The organism is Sphingomonas sp. PWP1-2, from assembly GCF_049898305.1.
GTDB classification, from domain to species: domain Bacteria; phylum Pseudomonadota; class Alphaproteobacteria; order Sphingomonadales; family Sphingomonadaceae; genus Sphingomonas; species Sphingomonas glacialis.
Genome location: NZ_JAFCXM010000002.1, coordinates 734,947 through 754,448, shown reverse-complemented (window position 1 = coordinate 754,448; position 19,502 = coordinate 734,947). Strand labels below are relative to the sequence as shown.

At 70.6% G+C, this 19,502-nt stretch carries 19 protein-coding genes and 1 riboswitch; of the genes, 2 read left to right on the top strand and 17 right to left on the bottom strand.

The features are described from left to right. Positions 1-14: 14 nt before the first annotated feature. The 7 genes from bluB to cbiE are packed head-to-tail and all read right to left on the bottom strand — an operon-like array spanning position 15 to position 5,789. Positions 15-656: a 5,6-dimethylbenzimidazole synthase gene (gene bluB / locus ACP7C5_RS08310; protein ID WP_426263874.1), complete on the bottom strand. Its 642-nt coding sequence runs from the start codon at positions 654-656 to the stop codon at positions 15-17. After that, positions 653-1,411, bottom strand: coding sequence for a precorrin-6A synthase (deacetylating) (cobF, locus tag ACP7C5_RS08305; RefSeq protein ID WP_426263873.1), 759 nt, complete (start codon positions 1,409-1,411; stop codon positions 653-655). Before cobF ends, bluB begins: the two co-directional genes overlap by 4 nt. Next, complete coding sequence (gene cobA / locus ACP7C5_RS08300; protein ID WP_426263872.1) at positions 1,408-2,136, bottom strand: uroporphyrinogen-III C-methyltransferase; 729 nt, start codon at positions 2,134-2,136, stop codon at positions 1,408-1,410. Before cobA ends, cobF begins: the two co-directional genes overlap by 4 nt. After that, complete coding sequence (locus ACP7C5_RS08295; protein WP_426263871.1) at positions 2,133-3,440, bottom strand: cobyrinate a,c-diamide synthase; 1,308 nt, start codon at positions 3,438-3,440, stop codon at positions 2,133-2,135. The genes cobA and ACP7C5_RS08295 overlap by 4 nt, the downstream gene beginning before the upstream one ends. Continuing rightward, a complete protein-coding gene (gene cobM / locus ACP7C5_RS08290) occupies positions 3,437-4,222 on the bottom strand; it encodes a precorrin-4 C(11)-methyltransferase (RefSeq protein WP_426263870.1) in 786 nt (261 codons plus the stop codon). Before cobM ends, ACP7C5_RS08295 begins: the two co-directional genes overlap by 4 nt. Beyond that, entirely contained in the window at positions 4,219-4,584 is a 366-nt protein-coding gene (locus ACP7C5_RS08285; protein ID WP_426263869.1) for a cobalamin biosynthesis protein, read from the bottom strand. Before ACP7C5_RS08285 ends, cobM begins: the two co-directional genes overlap by 4 nt. Beyond that, positions 4,581-5,789, bottom strand: coding sequence for a precorrin-6y C5,15-methyltransferase (decarboxylating) subunit CbiE (gene cbiE / locus ACP7C5_RS08280; protein WP_426263868.1), 1,209 nt, complete (start codon positions 5,787-5,789; stop codon positions 4,581-4,583). Before cbiE ends, ACP7C5_RS08285 begins: the two co-directional genes overlap by 4 nt. On the opposite strand from cbiE, the gene ACP7C5_RS08275 reads away from it, so the two are divergent. Then, positions 5,788-6,537 carry a cobalt-precorrin-6A reductase gene (locus tag ACP7C5_RS08275; RefSeq protein WP_426263867.1) on the top strand — a complete coding sequence of 250 codons (750 nt, stop codon included), beginning with the start codon at positions 5,788-5,790 and terminating at the stop codon, positions 6,535-6,537. The genes cbiE and ACP7C5_RS08275 overlap by 2 nt on opposite strands. Here the strand turns inward: ACP7C5_RS08275 and cobJ are convergent. The 10 genes from cobJ to ACP7C5_RS08225 form a co-directional block, all read right to left on the bottom strand. After that, the gene (cobJ, locus tag ACP7C5_RS08270; RefSeq protein WP_426263866.1) at positions 6,513-7,256 is read right to left on the bottom strand and encodes a precorrin-3B C(17)-methyltransferase; all 744 of its coding nucleotides are present in this window, start codon (positions 7,254-7,256) and stop codon (positions 6,513-6,515) included. The two genes, ACP7C5_RS08275 and cobJ, sit on opposite strands and share 25 nt — an antisense overlap. Continuing rightward, positions 7,253-7,978, bottom strand: coding sequence for a precorrin-2 C(20)-methyltransferase (gene cobI, locus ACP7C5_RS08265; protein WP_426263865.1), 726 nt, complete (start codon positions 7,976-7,978; stop codon positions 7,253-7,255). The genes cobJ and cobI overlap by 4 nt, the downstream gene beginning before the upstream one ends. Then, a complete protein-coding gene (locus ACP7C5_RS08260) occupies positions 7,975-8,604 on the bottom strand; it encodes a precorrin-8X methylmutase (RefSeq protein ID WP_426263864.1) in 630 nt (209 codons plus the stop codon). Before ACP7C5_RS08260 ends, cobI begins: the two co-directional genes overlap by 4 nt. Continuing rightward, positions 8,604-9,707 carry a cobalamin biosynthesis protein CobG gene (locus ACP7C5_RS08255; RefSeq protein ID WP_426263863.1) on the bottom strand — a complete coding sequence of 368 codons (1,104 nt, stop codon included), beginning with the start codon at positions 9,705-9,707 and terminating at the stop codon, positions 8,604-8,606. Before ACP7C5_RS08255 ends, ACP7C5_RS08260 begins: the two co-directional genes overlap by 1 nt. Continuing rightward, complete coding sequence (cobN, locus tag ACP7C5_RS08250) at positions 9,704-12,976, bottom strand: cobaltochelatase subunit CobN (protein WP_426263862.1); 3,273 nt, start codon at positions 12,974-12,976, stop codon at positions 9,704-9,706. The genes ACP7C5_RS08255 and cobN overlap by 4 nt, the downstream gene beginning before the upstream one ends. Positions 12,977-12,983: 7 nt before the next feature. Next, complete coding sequence (cobW, locus tag ACP7C5_RS08245) at positions 12,984-14,021, bottom strand: cobalamin biosynthesis protein CobW (protein WP_426263861.1); 1,038 nt, start codon at positions 14,019-14,021, stop codon at positions 12,984-12,986. Positions 14,022-14,190: 169 nt separating this feature from the next. After that, positions 14,191-14,417, bottom strand: a riboswitch (cobalamin riboswitch). A 99-nt stretch (positions 14,418-14,516) separates the two neighbouring features. Next, positions 14,517-15,527 carry an aldo/keto reductase gene (locus ACP7C5_RS08240; protein WP_426263860.1) on the bottom strand — a complete coding sequence of 337 codons (1,011 nt, stop codon included), beginning with the start codon at positions 15,525-15,527 and terminating at the stop codon, positions 14,517-14,519. Between the two features lie 25 nt (positions 15,528-15,552). Continuing rightward, entirely contained in the window at positions 15,553-16,431 is an 879-nt protein-coding gene (locus ACP7C5_RS08235) for an amidohydrolase family protein (protein ID WP_426263859.1), read from the bottom strand. Next, complete coding sequence (locus ACP7C5_RS08230) at positions 16,428-17,483, bottom strand: 4-oxalomesaconate tautomerase (RefSeq protein WP_426263858.1); 1,056 nt, start codon at positions 17,481-17,483, stop codon at positions 16,428-16,430. The genes ACP7C5_RS08235 and ACP7C5_RS08230 overlap by 4 nt, the downstream gene beginning before the upstream one ends. Further along, on the bottom strand, positions 17,476-18,150 hold the full coding sequence (locus ACP7C5_RS08225) for a 4-carboxy-4-hydroxy-2-oxoadipate aldolase/oxaloacetate decarboxylase (protein WP_426263857.1): 675 nt from the start codon (positions 18,148-18,150) through the stop codon (positions 17,476-17,478). Before ACP7C5_RS08225 ends, ACP7C5_RS08230 begins: the two co-directional genes overlap by 8 nt. 93 nt (positions 18,151-18,243) lie before the next feature. Here ACP7C5_RS08225 and ACP7C5_RS08220 point away from each other — a divergent pair, with 93 nt between their 5' ends. Next, positions 18,244-19,452, top strand: coding sequence for a LysR substrate-binding domain-containing protein (locus tag ACP7C5_RS08220; protein WP_426263856.1), 1,209 nt, complete (start codon positions 18,244-18,246; stop codon positions 19,450-19,452). Positions 19,453-19,502: the final 50 nt, after the last annotated feature.

Here is a 19,502-nt window from a genome sequence, read left to right as displayed (position 1 = left end):
AGCGCGCAGCGGTGTCAGCGTTCGAACAGCCGATCGGCGAGCGGTTCGCGCGCCTGCCAGTCGCGGCGCTCGAGTTCGGGAATATCCGAGGGGGCGAGCGGCGTGCCGAGGCACAGCAGGGCGACGAACGACCAAGTCGCCGGCACGTCGAGCAGCACTGTGACCACGTCGGCGTCGAGAATCGACACCCAGCCGAGACCGTAGCCGCGCGCGTGCGCCGCGAGCCAGAGCGTATGGATCGCGGTGACGGTGGAGTCGCGCAACGTCTCGGCGATCGTCGCGCGGCCAAGGCCGTGGCCGGCCAGCGGATCGAGCGCGTTGAACACCGCCAGGATCTCGGGGGCCTCGCGCAGGCCGTGGAGCTTCAGCGTGGAATAGTGCGCGCGGCGCGCCGGATCGACGAGGCGATCGGCCGCGGCGTGGCTGGCCGTATCGACATGCTCGGCAAGACGGTCGCGCAACGCCGGTGAACGGATGCGGATGATCCGCCAGGGCTGCGCATTGCCGACCGACGGCGCCAGGGCGACCGTGGCGAGCAGGTCGTGCAGATCGCGTTCGGGGATCGGCCGCGTATCGAAATGCCGGACGTCGCGCCGCCAGCGGAACAGGTCGTCCAGGCGCGCGACGAACGCGGCGTCGAAGACCGGTGGCGTCATGGCAGTGCTGTCCGGCGCAGCAGGTAGATGTCCATGATCCAGCCATGCTCGGCGCGCAACGCCGCGCGGCGCTCCACGATCCCGTCGGCGACGTCGCCAAGCGAGCCGGCGATCAGCGCCTCGTGCGGCATGCCGAGATAGGCGCCCCACCAGATCGCGACACCCTCCTGCGCCAGCGTGGTGAAGCAGCAATCGCCGTCGAGCATCACCGCGACGCTGTCGGCCGCCTCGGGCCAGCCATGCTCGCGCAGCCGTCGACCCGTGGTGATGACAACGGGCGCGCCGAGCGTGTTGAGCGGGATCGCATGCGCGGCGGTCAGCGCCTGCAGGCTGGTGATGCCGGGGATGACCCGGACGCGCAGCGCCATGCCGCCGGCGCGCAGCCGCTCGGCGATGCGCAGCGTGCTGTCGTAGAGCGAGGGATCGCCCCAGACGAGCAACGCGAGCCGACCGCCCTGCGGCAGGTGCTCAGCGATCTGCGCCGTCCAGGTCGCGGCGATCGCATCGTGCCAATCGCCCACCGCGGCGAGATACGCGCCTGTGGCAGCGCGGACCGGCAGGTCGAACTCGACGATCCGCACCGGCTGCGTCAGCGCGGTGGCGCAGAGCGTGCGGCGCAGGTCGATCAGGTCCGACTTGGCGTCGCCCTTGCGCGGCAGCAGGATCAGGTCGGCGGCGTTCATCGCCGCCTCGGCCTGGCGGGTAAGGTGATCGGGATTGCCCGTGCCGATGCCGATCAGATCGAGCTCGATCACGGCGCATCCTCCTCCATCAGCGGGCCATAGAGGATCAGCGCCGGCGCGGTGCCGATGTCGGTAGCGAGGCTCTCCGCCAGCGCTGCGATCGTCGAGCGGAGCAGCCGCTGATCGGGATGCCCGACATTTTCCGCGAGCAGGGCGGGGGTGGTCGGCGGCAGGCCGTGCTCGACGAGGCGCGCGACGAGCGCGGCGAAGGTGCGTTTGGGCATGAAGATCACCGTGGTCGCCTCGGCATCGGCGAGAGCGGCCATGTTCAACGCGCCGGGCAGGCCGCCGGTGATGTCGTGCCCGGTGACGAACTGCACCCGCCGCGCGCTGAGCCGCCGCGTCAGCGGGATCGCCGCCGCGGCGGCAGCAGCCGAGGCGGAGGTGACGCCGGGGACGATCTCGAACGCGATCCCCGCGGCGCGAAGTGCGACGATCTCTTCCTCGAGCCGACCGAAGATTGCCGGGTCGCCCGACTTGAGCCGGACGACACGCGCGCCGGTCGCGGCATGATCGACGAGCAGTTGGGAGACATGCGCCTGGCTCGGCGAGGCGCGTCCGGCGCGCTTGCCGACTGCAACGAGCTCGGCGCCGGGGCGGATATGGCCAAGCAGCGGACCCGACGAGAGATCGTCGAACAGCACGACATCGGCCGCCTGCAGCCGCGCGACGGCTTTGAGCGTCAGCAGTTCGGGATCGCCCGGGCCCGATCCGACGAAGGAGACGAAGCCCGTCATTGCGCGGGCGCGATCAGGTGGAAGAAGGTTCCCGAGACGCGCCCGCGATACGATCCGGATTCGGCGACGGCCGTGCCCTCGGCATCGACGACATGCGCGAGTGCGGCGTCGGGCTGATCGAGGATCGTCGAATAATGAAATTCGTGGCCGCGCAGCGCCGTGCCGCCGGGCAGCCCCGCCATCGGTGCGAGCAGCGTGGCATGGCGATAGCCGAGATGCATCCGGCGCTGCGCATAGCTGGTGACGAGCCCCAGCAGCCCCGCCATCCGGTGGCTGGTCCCGTCGGCATCGATCAGCGCCTCGCCGAGTGCCATATAGCCGCCGCACTCGCCATGGATCGCGCGGGTGCGGGCATGCTCGGCGAGGCCGGCGTGGAAGGTCGAAGCGGCGGCGAGGCGACCGGCGTGGAGCTCGGGGTAGCCGCCGGGCAGCCAGACGAGGTCTGCGCTGGCGTCGGGCGCCTCGTCGGCGAGTGGCGAGAAGGGCAGGATCTCCGCGCCCGCGTTACGCCACGCATCGAGGATATGCGGGTAAGTAAATGAGAACGCAGCGTCCTGTGCGAGCGCGATGCGCTGTGCGGGGGGTGCGAAACGCCAGGTCTCAGCGGTGGTGTCGGGCTTGGCGGTGGCGGACTCGCGCAGTGCGGTGAGGTCGACATGCTCGCGCAGGAAGGTCGCGTACTGCGCGATGCGCGCGTCGAGATTGGCATGTTCCCCGGCCTGCACCAGCCCCAGATGCCGTTCGGGGAGCGTGAGGTCGCTCCGCCGCGGGAGCGCGCCGAAGACGCGGATGCCTGCCGCCGCCATCCCGCTGCGCGCGAGCCGGTCGTGGCGCGGGCTCGCCACGCGGTTGAGGATCACGCCTGCAATCCGCAGATCGGGATCGTAGCGTGCGAAGCCGAGCGCGGTCGCGGCGGCGGATTGCGCCTGGCCCGACACGTCGATGACGAGCACGACTGGCCATCCCATCCGCCGCGCTATGTCGGCGCTGGCGCCGTTGCCCGTCGCGCCCGCCGCCGCGACGCCGTCGAACAGCCCCATCGATCCCTCTGCCAGCACGAGATCGGCGTCGCACGCGCTGGCGGCGAGGCGGTGGAGCATCGCCTCGGGCATCGCCCAGCTGTCGAGGTTGAACGATCGCCGGCCGCTCGCCGCATGGTGAAAGGCGGGATCGATATAGTCGGGGCCGCTCTTGAACGGCTGGACGCTCAGCCCCTCGTCGCGCAGCGCGCGGAGCAGGCCGAGCATCACCGTCGTCTTGCCGGTGCCCGAGGCGGGTGCGGCGATCATCAGGCCGGGGGTCATGCCTCGGGCTCACTGAAGGGCGAGGTGGCGCTTTGCGGGCGGAAGCGGCGGTCGTAACCGGGAGCGTAGAGGCTGCTTTCGATGAAATCGTCCGCCGCGAGCACGGGGCCGACGAGGATCAGCGCGGTGCGTTCGGGGCCATCCGCCGCTACCGGTGCGATCGTCGCGAGCGTCGCGCGGACGATCCGCTCGTCGGGCCAGCTCGCGCGCCACACGATCGCGACCGGGCAGTTCGGCCCATAAGCGGGGATGAGGTCGGCGACGACGCGGTCGAGCGCGTGGATCGACAGATGGATCGCGAGCGTCGCGCCGGTGGTGGCGAAAGTGGTGAGGCGTTCGGCCGCCGGCATCGTGCTCGCCCGGCCTGGGGTGCGCGTCAGCACGACCGATTGCGTCAGGCCGGGCAGCGTCAGCTCGGCCTCGAGCGCGGCCGCGGCGGCGGCGAAGGCGGGGACGCCCGGCGTGATCGTGAACGGAATGTCGAGCGCACGCAGGCGGCGGAGTTGCTCGCCCATCGCCGACCAGATCGACAGATCGCCCGAATGGAGCCGCGCGACGTCCTGGCCCGCCGCATCCGCCGCCGCGATCTCGGCGACGATCGCGTCGAGCGACAGCGGCGCGGTGTTCACGATCCGCGCGCCCGGCGGGCAATGGTCGAGCAGCGCCTGCGGGACGAGCGACCCGGCATAGAGGCAGACCGGCGACCCGGCGATACGGTCACGCCCGCGCAGCGTGAGCAGGTCGGGCGCGCCGGGGCCGGCGCCGATGAAATGGACGGTCATGGATCGGATCTTTCGGCGATGGCGCAACTGGCCATGCGGTCGGGGGAGATATGGCGCTGCGCGATCAGGCGTGCGCCGGGGCCTGCGGCGGCGAGCGCGGCGGCTTCCGCGACGCTGCCCGCGCCGCGCGCGGCTAGGCTGGCGGGGGATTGGGTCGCGGTCGGCGTGGCGCGCAAGGCTGGCGGTGCAACGGCTATCAGGGGGATGCCCATCGCTTCGGCGAGCGCGGCGAGCAGCGCAGTCTTGTCGGATGGCGCCGCGAGCGCGGTGACCGGCGGATGTCCGGCGCGCGCCAGGTCAAACGCAGCGCTCAGCGAGTCCGCTTGCGCACCGGTGCGATACCCGAAGCCTGCGACGATCATAGCGTCACGCTCCACTGCACGATGGGATAGTTCGAACGCCAGCCACGCCGAGTGCCGATCGGGGCGGCCCGCGCGAGTTCGATCCGCAGCAAGTCGCCGCCCTTATCGCGCTGCCACTGCGAGAGCAGCGCCTCGGATTCGAGCGTGACGGCGTTGGCGACGAGCCGCGTACCCGATGGCAGATGCTGCCACAGCCACACGAGCAACGCTTCGGAAAGCCCGCCGCCGATCACGACCGCGTCGGGGATCGGCTCGCCGGCGAGCGTACAGGGCACGCGACCCTCGATCACGCGCAGCCGATCCATGCCGAGCGCGGCGGCATTGTCGCGCGCGCGGGCGGCACGGGACGGGTCGGCTTCGAACGCCAGCGCGCGCATCGATGCGGCGCAGAGCAGCCATTCGATTGCGATCGACCCCGATCCGGCGCCGATGTCCCACAGCAATTCCCCCGGACGCGGAGCGAGCGCCGAGAGGGTAAGCGCGCGGATCGGTTGCTTGGTGATCTGCCCGTCATGCGCAAACCAGTCGTCGGGTCGGCCGCTGGCCCCTGGCAATACTGCACCCTCGCCAGCGACCTCGATGCCGACAGCGACCGGATGCTGGATGTCGGCGAACGCTTCTGAAGCTGCGCTGGTCTGATGAATGCGCTCGCGCGGACCGCCGAGCGCCTCGAGGATCCACAGCGCGCTCTCGCCGAAGCCGCTCCCGGTCAGGTAGCCCGCCAACGCGGCGACCGCTCCGCCATCGCGGAGGGTGACGATCACGCGGCGGCCGGGTGCGAGATGCCGGCGCAGCCGCTGGAATGGCGCGGCGTGGAGGCCGAGGCACTGCGTCTCCTCGATCGCCCAGCCGAGCCGCGCGGCGGCGAGCGCAAAGCTCGACGGGGCAGGGTGCGCCACCCATTCGTGCGGCGCCAGCTGCCGCGTGACAACCGACCCCGCGCCGAACCAGAACGGATCGCCCGACACGAGCATCACCACCCGGCGCCCACGCCGCGCCAGCACCGGCGCGATGCCGTCGGCAAAGGGGACCGGCCAGCATGCCGTTTCGCAGCCCGGATCGGCGAGCAAGGCGAGGTGCCGCGCCGCCCCCGTCAGCCAATCGGCCTGCGCGATCGCATCACGGCTTGCCGCGGACAGGCCTGCCGGTCCATCCTCACCGATCCCGACGATCGTCAGCCACGGATTGCCGACACCCTCAGCCATGACGCACATCCTGATCCTTGGCGGCACGACCGAAGCCAGCGCACTTGCGACCGCGCTCGCCGAACGCGGCGTGCCCGCGACGCTGAGCTATGCCGGGCGCGTCGCCAGCCCGAAGCCGCAACCGGTGGCGGTGCGGGTCGGCGGTTTTGGCGGGGTTGCTGGGTTGGTGGCGTGGCTGCGCGAAGCTCGGGTCACGCATCTGGTGGATGCGACGCACCCCTTCGCCGCGCAGATGAGCGCGAACGCGGTCACTGGAGCGGCGCAAGCGGGCGTTCCGCATATCGCGCTGAGCCGTCCCGGTTGGGTCGAAGAGGATGGCGACCGCTGGATCCGCGTCGCCGATATTCCCGCGGCGGTCGCTGCCCTTGCAGGTCCACCCCGAAACGTGATGCTTGCGCTGGGGCGGATGCATGTCGCGGCCTTCGCGGCGCAACCGCAGCATCGCTACTTGCTCCGCTTCGTCGATACCCCGTCCGAGCCCGTTGGGTTGCCCGATTACGGCCTGGTGGTGGATCGCGGGCCGTTCACGCTCGCTGGCGATGTCGCGCTGCTGCGGGAGAACGCGATCGATCTGATCGTCTGCAAGGATGCCGGCGGCACCGGCGCGCAGGCGAAGCTGATCGCCGCGCGCAGCCTGGGCGTGCCGGTCGTGATGATCGATCGCCCGCCCTTGCCCCAACGGACCGAGGTCCATGACTTCGCCGCGGTGCTGGCCTGGATCGATCATGCCGCCGACCGCGGCGTGTAGAGGAAGCGCGTTCCGGGGATCATGCGCGTGCGGCTCGAGCCGACGATGACCACCGTGCGCATGTCGGCCATCTCCGCGCGAGCCTCTGGCAGCGCGACGACCTCGAGCTGCTCGTCGGGCGTCGAGACGGCGCGCGCGAAGAGCACCGGGCGCGCGTCGGCACAGGTCTCGCGAAGGATCGCCAGCGCCGAAACCAACCCGTCGGGCCGCGCCTTCGAGCGGGGATTGTAGAAGGCGATCGCGAAATCGGCCTCCGCCGCGAGCCGCACGCGGTGATCGATGATCGCCTGCGGCTTGAGATTGTCCGAGAGGTTGATCGCGCAGAAATCGTGGCCCAACGGCGCCCCGGCGCGCGCGGCGGCGGCGAGCATTGCGGTGATCCCGGGAAGCACCCGGACATCGAGCGTCCGCCATTCGGGCGCGCCCTGCTCGATCGCCTCGAACACCGCCGCCGCCATCGCGAACACGCCGGGATCGCCCGACGACACGACGACGACGCGATGCCCGGCGAGCGCGAGCTCGAGCGCGTGCCGCGCGCGCTCGAGCTCGACGCGATTGTCCGACGGATGCAGCGTCAGCCCGTCGCGCGGCGCAACGCGCGCGACATAGGGGATGTAGCCGATCACATCGGTCGCCGCGGCGAGCGCCGCGCTCACCTCGGGCGTCACCAGCGCCGCGTCGCCGGGCCCGAGCCCGGCGATGGCGAGCCAGCCGGTCACGGCCGACGCCCTTGCCCGTGGATCAGCAGGATCGCGAAATAGGGGGCGACCGCGCCCGCATCGACCAGCCGCGTGATGCGCTGGTCGGGCATTGCGGCATGTTCGACCAACCAGGCGGCATCCTCGCGTCCCGCAGCGGCGACCGCGCGACGCAATTTGCCGAGGTGGCGGCCGATCTTCATCACCACCAGCGCGTCGGTATCGCGGATCCGGCGCGCGAGCTCGGCCTCGGGCATCGTCGCGGTCAGCACGGTCAGCACGTCGTCGCCCCAGGTGATCGGACTCGCGCTCGCGGTCCACGCGCCCGACATGCCGGTGATGCCGGGGACGACCTGGACGGGCACGAGTCCGGTCAGGCGGCTGTGGAGGTGCATGAACGACCCGTAAAAGAACGGATCGCCCTCGCACAGCACGACGACATCCGCGCCGCCCTGCGCCAGCGTCGCGAGGCGTCCGGCGCACTCGGCATAGAAGCCGCTCAGCTGAGCGTTGTAGCGCGGGTCGGCGAGCGGGATCTCGGTGGTGACGGGATATTCCATCGCGAATTCGACCGCGTCGTCGCGCAGGATCCCCTCGACGATGCAGCGCGCATGGCCGGGGCGTCCGGCCTTGCGGAAGAAGGCGATATGGCGCGCCTGGCGCACCAGCCGATCGGCGCGTACGCTCATCAGATCCTGCGCGCCGGGGCCGAGGCCGACGCCGTGGATGGTGCCGCAGGTCATTCGGCGCGGCTCGCCAGCGCGTTGATCGCGGCGACGGTGATCGCGCTGCCGCCCATCCGCCCCTCGACGATGACGCACGGCACCGGCTGTTCCGCCCATAATGCCGCCTTCGACTCCATCGCGCCGACAAAGCCGACCGGACAGCCGATGATCGCGGCGGGGCGCGGGCACGTCGGGTCTTCGAGCATGTTGAGCAGATGGAACAAGGCGGTCGGCGCGTTGCCGATCGCGACCAGCGCGCCGGCGAGATGCGGGCGCCACAGTTCGAGCGCGGCGGCCGAGCGCGTGTTGCCCATCGCGCGGGCAAGCTCGGGCGTCTCGGGCGCGTGGAGCGTACAGATGACGGGATTGTCGGCGGGGAGGCGGGCGCGGGTGATCCCTTCGGTCACCATGCGCGCGTCGCACAGGATCGGCGCGCCGGCTTGTAGGGCTGCTCGCGCGACGCTGGCGAAGCCAGGCGAGAAGCGGATGTGGGCTGCGAGCTCGACTAGTCCGGCGGCGTGGATCATCCGCACCGCGACCGGCTCCTCGTCGCGGTCGAAGCGCGACAGCGCGGCTTCGGCGCGGATCGTGGCGAACGACTGGCGATAGATTGCGGCGCCATCGGTCTCATAGACATGCGGCATCAGGCGGCTCCGAAATGGTCGAGAATCTGGCGCACGTCGAGGCCCGCGCGCGTCGGCGGCGCCCCGGCGCGGGCGTCGAACGCGAGGTCGTAGCGCCCGTCACGCCCGGTCAGCACGACGGCGGCGGGGGCCGCGCGCGCGCAGCCCCTGGCGCACCCCGAGACGTGGAGATGCCCGGCGACGAACGGGGCGAGCCGGGCGGCGAGGTCACGCGTCGCGACGCTGGCTTGCGGGCAGGCGGGTGCGCCGACACAGGCGTCGGTCGCGGCGAGCGGGTCGCGGGCGGGGACGTGGGTTGCGCCTTCGATCAGCAGGAGGCGCCACGGGGTGGTGCGGACGGCGCTGGCGGGGAAGGTGGCGAGCATCGCGATAAAGGTGTCGGCATCGATTCGGCCGAACGGAAGCGGCTGCCCGGCCCCGAGCGGATGGCGGCCGGGGGCGAGCGGCGCTGCGGGTGGGGCGGGATGATCGCCGCCAGCGGCCCAGTCGGGGAGCGGTGCGGTATGGCGCGCCATCCGACCGGCCTCTGCGCCGCCGGTGGCGACGAACCACTGGGCGAGCGCGATCAGCGCATCGACTTCTTTGCCGAGCGCGATCGCAACGCCAGTCTCGCGGCCTTCCGCTCGCAGGATCAGACGGCCTGTGGCGGCGCGTTCGATGCGAAAGTCGGCGGGCGCGGTCGTCAGGATCGGTGTGGCACCAGCGTCGATTGCGAAGCCGACCTTGCCCGGCAACTCGGGAAGTTCTGCGAGGCGCGCTTCGAGTTCGGTCGCGATGCGATACGTGTCGTCGCCTGTCTGCCAGTTGGGCGCGACGAGGATCGCCCGGCGGGCTTCGCGCTGTGGATCGGGATCGACCAAAGCCAGGTCCACCAGCGCGGCGACAAGCGCTTCCCAACTGGAGTCGGTAGCCCCGCGGATCTGCAAATTCGCCCGGTTGGTCACGTCGATCTGGCCGTTGCCATACCGCACCGCCGCCGCGCACAGGCCGAGTATCTGGTCACAATCGAGCCGCCCGAGCCGCGGCCGCACGCGCACCAGCAGGCCGTCGCCCGCCGCCATCGGCCGCCACGCGGTCGGGCACCAGCCACGCACCGCGCTCATGCCGCGCCGTCCAGTTGCGCGAGGATCGAATTGCGCCGCGTCTGCCACAGCCCCGCCGCGTGCAACGCCGCAAAGCGCGCCTCCATCGCCGCGAGCGCGCCCGGGTTGGCCTCCGCGATGAACGCACGAACATCGTCGCGCGCCAGCGTCGCGTCGAAATAGAGGTCGAACGATTCGGGCGTCACCGCGCCCGCGAGATGCGCAAAGCTGCCGAGATGATCGAGCGTCGCCGCGATCTCGGCTGCACCGCGATAGCCGTGGCGCATCATCCCGGCGATCCAGCCCGGATGCGCGGCACGCGCGCGGACGACGCGGGCGATCTCTTCGGGAAGCGGCCGCGCGCGCGGGCGATCGGGATCGGTCGCATCGAGGTGATAGGCCGCCGCATTCCCGCCCGTCACCGCCTGCGCGGCGGCGAAGCCGGCTTCGTGCGCGGCATAATCGGCGGCGAGCAGCAGGTCGGTTTCGGGCAGGTCCTGGAGATGGACGAACAGATCGGCCGCAGCGACCCGCGCGCGGATGCCAGCGGAATCCGCGCGTTCGGCCTCGCCATCGAAGGCGTGCGACGAAGCGGCGAGCCACGCTTCGCCAGCCGATCGGCGCGCCTCGGGCGTGTAGGTGTCGACGCTGTCGCCCAGGCCGACGCCATAACGACCGGGCGCGGGACCGAACACGCGCGAAGCGGCCGGTGCGCCCACGAACGGGTTGCGATCGGCGGGCTCGTCGCGCGCGGCAATCGCGCGCACCGCCTGGCCGAACATAACGCACAGCGTCGGGAAAGCATCGCGGAACAGGCCGGATATGCGGAGCGTCACGTCGATCCGCGGCCGGTCGAGCAACAGCAGCGGCAGGATTTCGACCCCGGTTATGCGCTCCGACCCCATGTCCCACACCGGCTCTGCGCCGAGCAGATGGAGCGCCATCGCGAACTCCTCGCCCGCGGTGCGCATCGTCGCCGATCCCCACAGGTCGACGACGAGCGCGCGCGGATAGTCGCCCTGATCCTGCAAGTGGCGGCGGATCAGTTCGTCAGCGAGCCGCACGCCCTGCGCATGCGCCGAGCGCGACGGCACCGCGCGCGGATCGGTCGTATAAAGGTTGCGTCCGGTCGGCAGGACGTCGCTTCGTCCGCGCCACGGCGAGCCCGATGGCCCCGCCGCCACGCGGCGCCCGTCGAGCGCGGCGAGCAGTCCGTCGCGCTCCGCCGCACCTTGGTGCTCGCGGCCGAAGACGTGCAGCCCGTCGCCGAACTGGCTGTCCTTGACGTCGCAGACGAAGGTGTCGATCCGGGTGATCGCCTCGGCATCGGAGCGCGCCGCGTCGAGGCCGAGCACCCCGTCGAGCCCGAGCGCGCGCGCCTCGTCGCGGATGTCGCCGCGCAGCCGCGCACGTCGCGGCGGATCGAGCCCGTCGGCGTTGGAGAATTCGTCGAGCAACCCCTCGAGCCGACCGAGCCCCGCGCCGCCTCCGCTGCGCGCGAGCGGCGGGGGAACATGCCCGATCGTCACCGCGCCGATGCGGCGCTTGGCCTGTGCCGCTTCGCCTGGATCGTTCACGATGAACGGGTAGATCACGGGCAGCGCGCCGGTCAGCGCCTCGGGCCAGCAGGTGTCCGACAGCGCAACCGCCTTGCCCGGCAGCCATTCGAGCGTGCCGTGCGCGCCGACATGGACCAGCGCGTACGTGCTCCGCGCCTGGAGCCAGAGGTAGAAGGCGACGTACCCGTGACGCGGGCAGCGCGACAGGTCATGATATTCTTCCGTGCGCGAGGCGGCACGCCCGCGTTCGGGTTGCAGCGCGACGATGCTCTCGCCGCTGGCATAGGCGGCAAAACGAAACTGGCCTTCGCTGACGGTAGGGTCGCCCTCCGGCTCGCCCCACGCGGCGAAGAGATCCTCGCGCAACGTCGCCGGTAGCCCGAGCAATGCCGCACGATAGTCCGCGACCGGCCAGTCGAGCCTCTGCGTCGCGAGCAGGCCTGGCAGATCGGCGGGGCCGAGTCCGGTGGTATAGCCGGCCCTAGCCAGATCCTCCAGCATCGCCGCGACCGAGGCTACCGCGTCGAGGCCGACCGCATGCGCCATCTGGTGCGTCTTGCCCGGATAGGTCGAGACGACGATCGCCAGCCGCCGCTCCGCCGCCGGGGTGCGCGCGAGCGAGATCCAGCCGAGCACCCGTGCGACGATGGCAGCGACCCGTGCGGGATCGGCGCGATGTTCGCGGCGGGCGAACTGAAGGTCGGGATCGAACGGCGCGTCGTCCTTGAAGCTCGCGACGCCTGCGAACAGGCGACCGTCGACTTCGGGCAGTACGACATGCATCGCCAGATCAACCGGCGACAGCCCGCGCTGCGCGCCTGCCCAGGCCGCGCGATCCGATGTCGCGAGCGCAACCTGAAACACCGGCACGCCCGCCCCATCGAGCGGCGTGGTGCCGGTGTCATCGCGCGCTGAGAACGCGGTCGCGTTGATGATCGCGGCAGGCGCGAGGCTCGCGACCCAGCGCCGCAGCCAGCCGCTTGCTTCCGGGTCCTTGAGCGACGGCGCGAACAGCGCGAACACGTCGCAGCCGCGCGCCTCGAACCCAGCTTGCAGCGCGGCGATCGGGTCGAGATCGGCGGCGGTGAGATACGATCGGTAGAAGACGATCAGGATCCGCGGCCGCGTTGCAGTGAGCGCGAACGCTGCGGGGCAGACGATTCCGCGCCCCGCCTGCCACCCCCCGACCGGCGCGATCGCGCGTGCGCCGTGGACCGGCCGGACATAGCAGCCTGACGCCAGCGCGAACTGCGCAAGCGCCGCCTGCGCCGCCGCCGCGCCGCCGATATCGCACAGCTGCGCGATCCGATGCAGCGTCGAGACCGGCACCGTCGAGGCGGCCTCGAGCCGTTCGTCGCGGCGCCCGTCGGCGGGGATCACCGCCAGCGCGATCCCCTCGCGCCGCGCCAGCGCCGCGACCTGCTGCAGGCCATACGACCAATAGGCCGCCCCGCCGATCAGCCGGATCAGGATACCCTTCGCACCCGTTAAGGTGCGTTCGACATAGGTATCCACCGACAGCGGATGCGTCAGCTCGGCGAGATTGGCGAGCCGTACGCTCGGCAGCGCGGCATCGCCCGCATCCGCCACGGCGCTGCGCCACCCGGCCGCAAACGCGCCGAGATCGCTGTCGGAAAACGACAAGAGCACGAGATCGGCGGCGTCCTGCCCCAGATCGCGCGGCGATGCGCTCTCCTCCAACCCGTGGGTTTCGCGGAAGATGACGTGCATCGCGGCGTCAGCCCTGCAGCGCCGCCCGGATCGCTGCGGGGTCGAGACGATCGCGCTCGGCGATCACCACAAGGCGCGTGGCGCGTGGCTCGTCGCTGCGCCACGGCCGGTCGTAATGCGTGCGGACGCGCGCGCCCACCGCCTGGACCAGCAGCCGCATCGGCTTGCCCGCCACCGCGGCATAGCCCTTCACGCGCAGCACCTCGCCACCGCCGCCGAGCGTCTCGATCCGCGCGGCAAGGTCATCGGGCGCGGTTATCTCGCTGAAGTCGAGCACGATGCTGTCGAAATCGTCATGCTCGTGCTCGTCCTCGCCATCGTGATGCGACGGGCGCGCGGCGATATCGTCCTCCGCCGCCGCGCCGATGCCGAGCACGATGCGCGGATCGACCACGCCGTCGATCAACTCGAGCACGGGAAGCGCGCGCGGCGTCTCGGCGGCGATCACCGCGCGCGCCGCAGCGATGCCCTCGGCACCGGCCAAGTCGCATTTGGTGAGCAGCACCATGTCGGCGCAGGCGAGCTGATCCTCGAACACTTCGGACAGCGGGGTCTCATGGTCGATGCTGGGATCGGCGGCGCGCTGCGCATCGAGTGCCGCCAGATCGGGGGCGAAGCGCCCGGCGGCTACCGCCTCGGCATCGGCGAGCGCGATCACCCCGTCGACGGTGATCCGCGAGCGGATCGCCGGCCAGTCGAACGCCTTGAGCAGCGGCTTGGGCAATGCGAGCCCCGAGGTTTCGATCAGGATATGGTCGGGTCGCGGGTCGAGCGCGAGCAGGGTCTCGACGGTCGGGATGAAATCGTCGGCGACGGTGCAGCAGATGCAGCCATTCGCCAGTTCGACGATATTCTCCGCCGGGCAATCGGGGATCGCACAGCCCTTGAGGATATCGCCGTCGACGCCGAGCGTGCCGAATTCGTTGACGATCACAGCGAGCCGGCGACCGCCCGACTGGCGGATCAGATGGCTGATGAGCGTCGTCTTGCCCGCGCCGAGAAAGCCGGTGACGATGGTAACGGGGATTTTCGTAAGATCGGACATCGGGATTCCCACGGCTCTGGCAACGACCGGCGGGGACCTCATGTCGGTCGGCGCACGCCTTCGATGGGCGCCGAAAGCCCCCCGCAAGCGCACACCGATGCGGCCCCAGCCACACAGGTTCGTCGCTCAGACGGAGAACCGTGCCGCAGCCATCCCCTGGGCCGAAGCAAGAGCGACCTTATCGCCGGCAGGTCTCCTGGCTTGCGGGTCAAAGCTCGGGCATCGCCTTCCCAGGAGCGCATCGCTGGATGCGGTATCCCAGTGGCTGCTCCTGAGTGGAGCCTGACGCCGTCGCTCACCGCTCACAGTTGCAGGGACAGCCGCGGATTTGGGGCGAACCCCGCACCGCATTCCCATTCAAGCCCCTCGCGGGGCACCGGCGCGATCATCGGGACGCGAAAACGCTTCCCGATCATGGTTGTAGCTGCGGCGCGACGGATTGCCAATCGGTCATTCGCGCGGCCGGCGATCATCGGCCGCCGGGATACGCCCTGCCTAGGCCGCGAGCTCTTCGCCCGGCAGGGTTTCGGTATCGATCTGCGCTTGCATCGCCGCGGGATAGCGTGCGCCCTTGAGCGCCCCCGCCGGAAACAGACGGTCGACCGCAGCGACCAGATCCGCGGCGAGCGGGTGTTCTGCCGCGGCGAGATTTTCGGCGAGATGCGCCAGACTGGTCGTCCCCGGAATCGGCACGGTGAACGGCCGCTGCGCCAGCACCCAGCCGAGCGCGAGTTGCGCGGGCGTCAGCCCCGCCTGCGCGGCAAGCGCGTCGAAGTCCGCCACGGTCTTCAGATTCTGTGACAGCAGCGGCTCGACGAAGCGCGGCATCGGGCGGCGGATGTCACCCTCGGCATAGCTGTCGTCGCGGACCGCGCCCGCGAGCAGCCCGCGCGCCACCGGCGAGAAGGCGACGAGCGCGATGCCGAGCTCGGCGCAGGTATCGAGCACCGCCACCTCTGGATTGCGCACTGCGGGCGAATATTCGGATTGCACTGCCGCGATCGGGTGAACGGCGTGCGCGCGGCGGATCGTCTGCGCGGACATTTCCGACAGGCCGATCGCGCCGATCTTGCCCGCTTCCTTCGCCCGCACCAACGCGCCGACCGACTCCTCGATCGGCACCTTCCGGTCGAGCCGGTGCATGTAATAGAGGTCGATATGGTCGGTCCCGAGCCGCCCCAGCGCGCCGTCGAGCGTGCGCGTGATCGCGGCTGGCGTTGCGTCGAGGATGCGTTTGCCGTCGACGAGATCAAGCACGCATTTCGAGGACAGCGTGAATTCGGCGCGGCGATGCATCACCGCGCGCCCGATCAGCCGCTCGTTCTCGCCACCGCCATACAGCGCCGCGGTATCGAGCAGCGTGTAGCCGAGATCGAGCGCTGCGTTGAGCAACCGCGCGCCGTCCTCCGCGCTCGGTGGCACGCCGTAAGCATGGCTGAGGTTCATGCAGCCGAGTCCGATCGCCGAGACGGTGAACGGGCCGATCGTGCGGGTCGGCAAGGTCATGGCAGCTCCGAATGCAACGGGCGGGTCAGCCCAATTCCTCGGGCCAATACAGCCGCATCGGATTGTCGACCAGAAGCTTGCGCTGCAACTCGGCAGTAGGAGCGATTCGCGGGATGACGTCGACCAGCGTGCCGTCGTCTGGGATGCGATGCTCCATATTCGGATGCGGCCAATCGGTGCCCCACAGCACGCGGTCGGGGAAGCGCTCGACCACCGGGCGGATCACCGCGACGAAATCGTCGAACGGCGGGCCCTGCGGTGAGAGGCGTTCGGCGCCCGACACCTTGGTCCAGATGTTGGGGTGGTCGTCGAGCAGCTGCACGAAGCGCGTGATGTCGGCGCCGCCGGGGCCCTGCGCGATGTCGGGGCGGCCAAGGTGATCGACCACGATCGTCGTCGGGATCGCGGCGAGGAAGGGCTCGAGCTCCTCGAGGATATCGGCCTCGAAATAGACGACGACGTGCCAGCCGAGCGGGGCGATGCGGCGCGCGATGTCGAGGAACTTGTCCTTGGGCGCATCGTCGACGAGGCGCTTGAGGAAGTTGAAGCGGACGCCGCGGATGCCGCCGTCGTGGAGCCTCTGCAGTTCGGCATCGTCGATATCGGGGCTGACCACCGCGACCCCGCGCGCTACGCCGTCGGACTTGGCGATTGCGTTTAACGTCGCGGCATTGTCGGTGCCGTGGCAGCTCGCCTGGACGATCACGTTGCGCGCGAAGCCGAGTTGGTCGCGGAGGGCGAACAGCATTTCGGGCGTGGCGTCTTCGGGGTGATATTTCGCCTTGGGGCTGAACGGGAAGTCGGCCTCGGGCCCGAAGACATGGACGTGCGCGTCGATCGCGCCGGGGGGCGGGGCGTAGGCGGGGGTGCTCGGCTGATCGACCCAGGTCTTGGTGCGGCTCATTCGAAAACCTCTCCGTCCATCAATTTGCGCGCGGTGCGCAGCATGCCCGCCTCGATTGGCTGGCCGCCGGCGTCGATCGTCACGACGCATTCGGTGACGCCGCTGGGGTGCTCGACGCCGAGCGTCTTGGTGTTGCCCTCGGGCACGTGCGCGAGCGCGGCGGCGGGCGAACCCTCGATCAGGCACGCGGTCGCGACACTCACCGCACCAAGCACGCCGATCGAGGCATGGACGCGGTGCGGGATGAGCGAGCGCACCGCGATCGCGCCGCCGTCCTTGGGGGCTGCGACGAGCATCATCTTGGGGACCGACTTTTCGGTGACGTCGCCAAGGTTCATCAGCGGCCCGGCCTTCAGCCGGATCGCCTCGATCTTCGCCTTCATCGCGTCGTTCGCGTCGAGCGTTTCCCGATCTTCATAGCCGGTGACGCCGACATCGGTGGCGGCGAAGACGACGCATGGCATGCCGTTGTCGATCAGCGTGACCTGAACGCCGTCGATCGTGTCGACGCCGTTGCCGGTCGGCAGCAGCGCGCCGCACGACGATCCGGCGGTATCGCGAAACGCGAGCGAGATCGGCGCGGCGGTGCCGGGGACGCCGCTGATCGCGGCAGCGCCATCGTAGCGCACCTGGCCGCCCGGCGTCTGCAGCGTGGCGACGGCGACTTGTCCCGTATTCTCCATGAAGATCGCGACGCGGGTTTCGTCGCCGCTCGGCGTCACCAGCCCGCGCTCGACCGCGAACGGGCCGACACCGGCGAGCATGTTGCCGCAATTCTGGCTGTCGCTGACGAGCGGCTGATCGACGAACACCTGGAGGAAGAGATAGTCGACGTCGACGCCCTCGCGCGCCGACTTCGACACGATTGCGACCTTCGAGGTCAGCGGATCGGCGCCGCCCATGCCGTCGATCTGGCGCGGATCGGGCGAACCCATGATCCGCAGCAGCAACGCGTCGCGCGCCGCGGGATCGGCGGGGAGGTCGTCGGCGAGGAAGAACGCGCCCTTCGACGTGCCGCCGCGCATCCACATGCAGCGCACGCCATCACTCATAGCGCAGCCCCAGCGCTTCGAGCTTGCCGCGCATGTCGTAGATGTCGAGCCCGAGTTCGCCCGCCGCGAGCCGCTGGCGCTTCGATTCCTCGTTCGCCTCGCGCTTGCGCGCCTCCTCGAGCACGGCGGGCGCATCGGCGCGTTTGACGACGCAGACGCCGTCGTCATCGGCGACGATCACGTCGCCCGCCTCGATCGCCGCGCCCGCGCAGACGATCGGCACGTTGACCGAGCCCAAGGTCGCCTTGATCGTCCCTTGCGCGAACACCGCCTTCGACCAGACCGGGAAGCCCATGTCCTTGAGGTCGCGCACGTCGCGCACGCCCGCGTCGATCACCAGCCCGCGACACCCGCGTGCCATCGCGCTGGTCGCCAGCAGGTCGCCGAAATAGCCGTCGACGCACGGCGAGGTCGGCGCGAGGACGAGGATGTCGCCCTCCTTCAATTGCTCGATCGCGACGTGGAGCATCCAATTGTCGCCCGGCGGCGACGAGATGGTGACCGCCGACCCGGCGATCCGCGCTCCGGAATAGATTGGGCGCATGTAATGCGCGAGCAGGCCGATGCGCCCTTGCGCCTCGTGCACCGTCGCCACGCCGGCATGGGCGAGACCATCGATCACGCTCTGCTCCACTCGCGAAATCTCGCGTACCACGCGTCCGGCCATGCTCACTCTCCTTGCGGCGTCGGAGTGCCCGGCGCCGGCGAAACCCCCAAATCAAATCTCGTGCACGGCCATAAGATTATACTATGAGAGGGTATGGCGTACGATCCGCTCGACCTCAATCTCCGCCACCTCCACGCGCTGGCGACCGCGACCGAACTGGGCAGCATCAGCCTCGCCGCCGAGGCGGAGAATCTGTCGCAGCCGGCGCTGACGCAGGGGATCGCCAAGGTCGAGCGGCAGCTCGGCGTCGCCTTGCTCGATCGCCGCGCCGACGGCGTGAGCGCGACCGCGCTGGGCGCCGCGCTGGTGGTGCGAATCCGCGCCGCCTATGCGCGGCTCGCCGAAGCGTCGCGGGCGAGTGCGCGCAGCGGCGCGCGAGGGTTCGCGCGGCCCGAACGGCTGATCAGCGCGACGCAGCTGCGCGCATACCTTGCCCTGGCGAATGCTGGGAGCTTCGCGGCGGCGGCGCTGCAGCAGGGGCAGTCGCAGCCCGCGGTCCACCGCGCGGTGCGCGATCTCGAGAGCCTGTATGGCGTGCCGCTGGTCGAGCGGCGCGGGCGCGGCGTGGCGTTGACGCATGCGGGGCGACGCCTTGCGCGCGGCGCGCGGCTGGCGGTGCTCGAACTCGCCGCCGGGCTGGTCGAGGCGCTGCCAGAGGGGGCTGCCGAGCGGATAGCGATCGGCGCGATGCCCTTGTGCCGCGCGCTCGTCCTGCCGCACGCGATCGCGGCGTTCGCGCGGAGCGAGGCGCGGGTTACTGTCGACGTGCGCGAGGGATCGTGGCGCGAACTGGTCGAGCCGCTGCTCGATGGCGAGATCGACGTTATGATCGGCGCCTTGCGCGACGTCGCGCCTGCCGGGCTCGAGCAGACGCCGTTGTTCGAGGATCGGCTGGTGATCGTCGGGCGTGTCGATCATCCGCTCGCCGGCCGCACGCCCGAACCCGCCGACCTGCTGCGCTATCCGTGGATCGCCGCCCCGCACGGATCACCGCTGCGCGCGTTATGGCAGGGCTTGTTCGCTGGCGGCGCTGTGCCCGAAGCCCTGATCGAATGCGGATCGGTGATGGTGATCCGCGGCGTGCTGCGCGACAGCGATTTCCTGACGCTGCTGTCGCCCGACCAGGTCGCGCCCGAGCTCGCGACCGGCGTGCTGTCTCAGATCGGGGCTCCGATCGACCACGCCGTTCGGACGATCGGGCTTACCGTGCGCCAGAATTGGCGGCCCACGCCCGAGCAGGAGCATTTCCTCCAGCTGCTCCATGCAGCGGTCGGAGAAACGAGACTTCCGGAAAACCGATAGCAGCGTGCAATTGTGATTGGCGGGGCGGGCGCGGCTTTGCCACCACGGCT

Bases quoted from the DNA above. Each gene is read 5' to 3' on its own strand.
- bluB (WP_426263874.1), bottom strand. From the start codon at position 656: ATGACGCCACCGGTCTTCGACGCCGCGTTCGTCGCGCGCCTGGACGAC.
- cobA (WP_426263872.1), bottom strand. From the start codon at position 2,136: ATGACGGGCTTCGTCTCCTTCGTCGGATCGGGCCCGGGCGATCCCGAA.
- ACP7C5_RS08295 (WP_426263871.1), bottom strand. From the start codon at position 3,440: ATGACCCCCGGCCTGATGATCGCCGCACCCGCCTCGGGCACCGGCAAG.
- cobM (WP_426263870.1), bottom strand. From the start codon at position 4,222: ATGACCGTCCATTTCATCGGCGCCGGCCCCGGCGCGCCCGACCTGCTC.
- ACP7C5_RS08285 (WP_426263869.1), bottom strand. From the start codon at position 4,584: ATGATCGTCGCAGGCTTCGGGTATCGCACCGGTGCGCAAGCGGACTCG.
- ACP7C5_RS08275 (WP_426263867.1), top strand. From the start codon at position 5,788: ATGACGCACATCCTGATCCTTGGCGGCACGACCGAAGCCAGCGCACTT.
- cbiE (WP_426263868.1), bottom strand. From the start codon at position 5,789: ATGGCTGAGGGTGTCGGCAATCCGTGGCTGACGATCGTCGGGATCGGT.
- cobI (WP_426263865.1), bottom strand. From the start codon at position 7,978: ATGACCTGCGGCACCATCCACGGCGTCGGCCTCGGCCCCGGCGCGCAG.
- ACP7C5_RS08260 (WP_426263864.1), bottom strand. From the start codon at position 8,604: ATGCCGCATGTCTATGAGACCGATGGCGCCGCAATCTATCGCCAGTCG.
- ACP7C5_RS08255 (WP_426263863.1), bottom strand. From the start codon at position 9,707: ATGAGCGCGGTGCGTGGCTGGTGCCCGACCGCGTGGCGGCCGATGGCG.
- cobN (WP_426263862.1), bottom strand. From the start codon at position 12,976: ATGCACGTCATCTTCCGCGAAACCCACGGGTTGGAGGAGAGCGCATCG.
- cobW (WP_426263861.1), bottom strand. From the start codon at position 14,021: ATGTCCGATCTTACGAAAATCCCCGTTACCATCGTCACCGGCTTTCTC.
- ACP7C5_RS08240 (WP_426263860.1), bottom strand. From the start codon at position 15,527: ATGACCTTGCCGACCCGCACGATCGGCCCGTTCACCGTCTCGGCGATC.
- ACP7C5_RS08235 (WP_426263859.1), bottom strand. From the start codon at position 16,431: ATGAGCCGCACCAAGACCTGGGTCGATCAGCCGAGCACCCCCGCCTAC.
- ACP7C5_RS08230 (WP_426263858.1), bottom strand. From the start codon at position 17,483: ATGAGTGATGGCGTGCGCTGCATGTGGATGCGCGGCGGCACGTCGAAG.
- ACP7C5_RS08225 (WP_426263857.1), bottom strand. From the start codon at position 18,150: ATGGCCGGACGCGTGGTACGCGAGATTTCGCGAGTGGAGCAGAGCGTG.
- ACP7C5_RS08220 (WP_426263856.1), top strand. From the start codon at position 18,244: ATGGCGTACGATCCGCTCGACCTCAATCTCCGCCACCTCCACGCGCTG.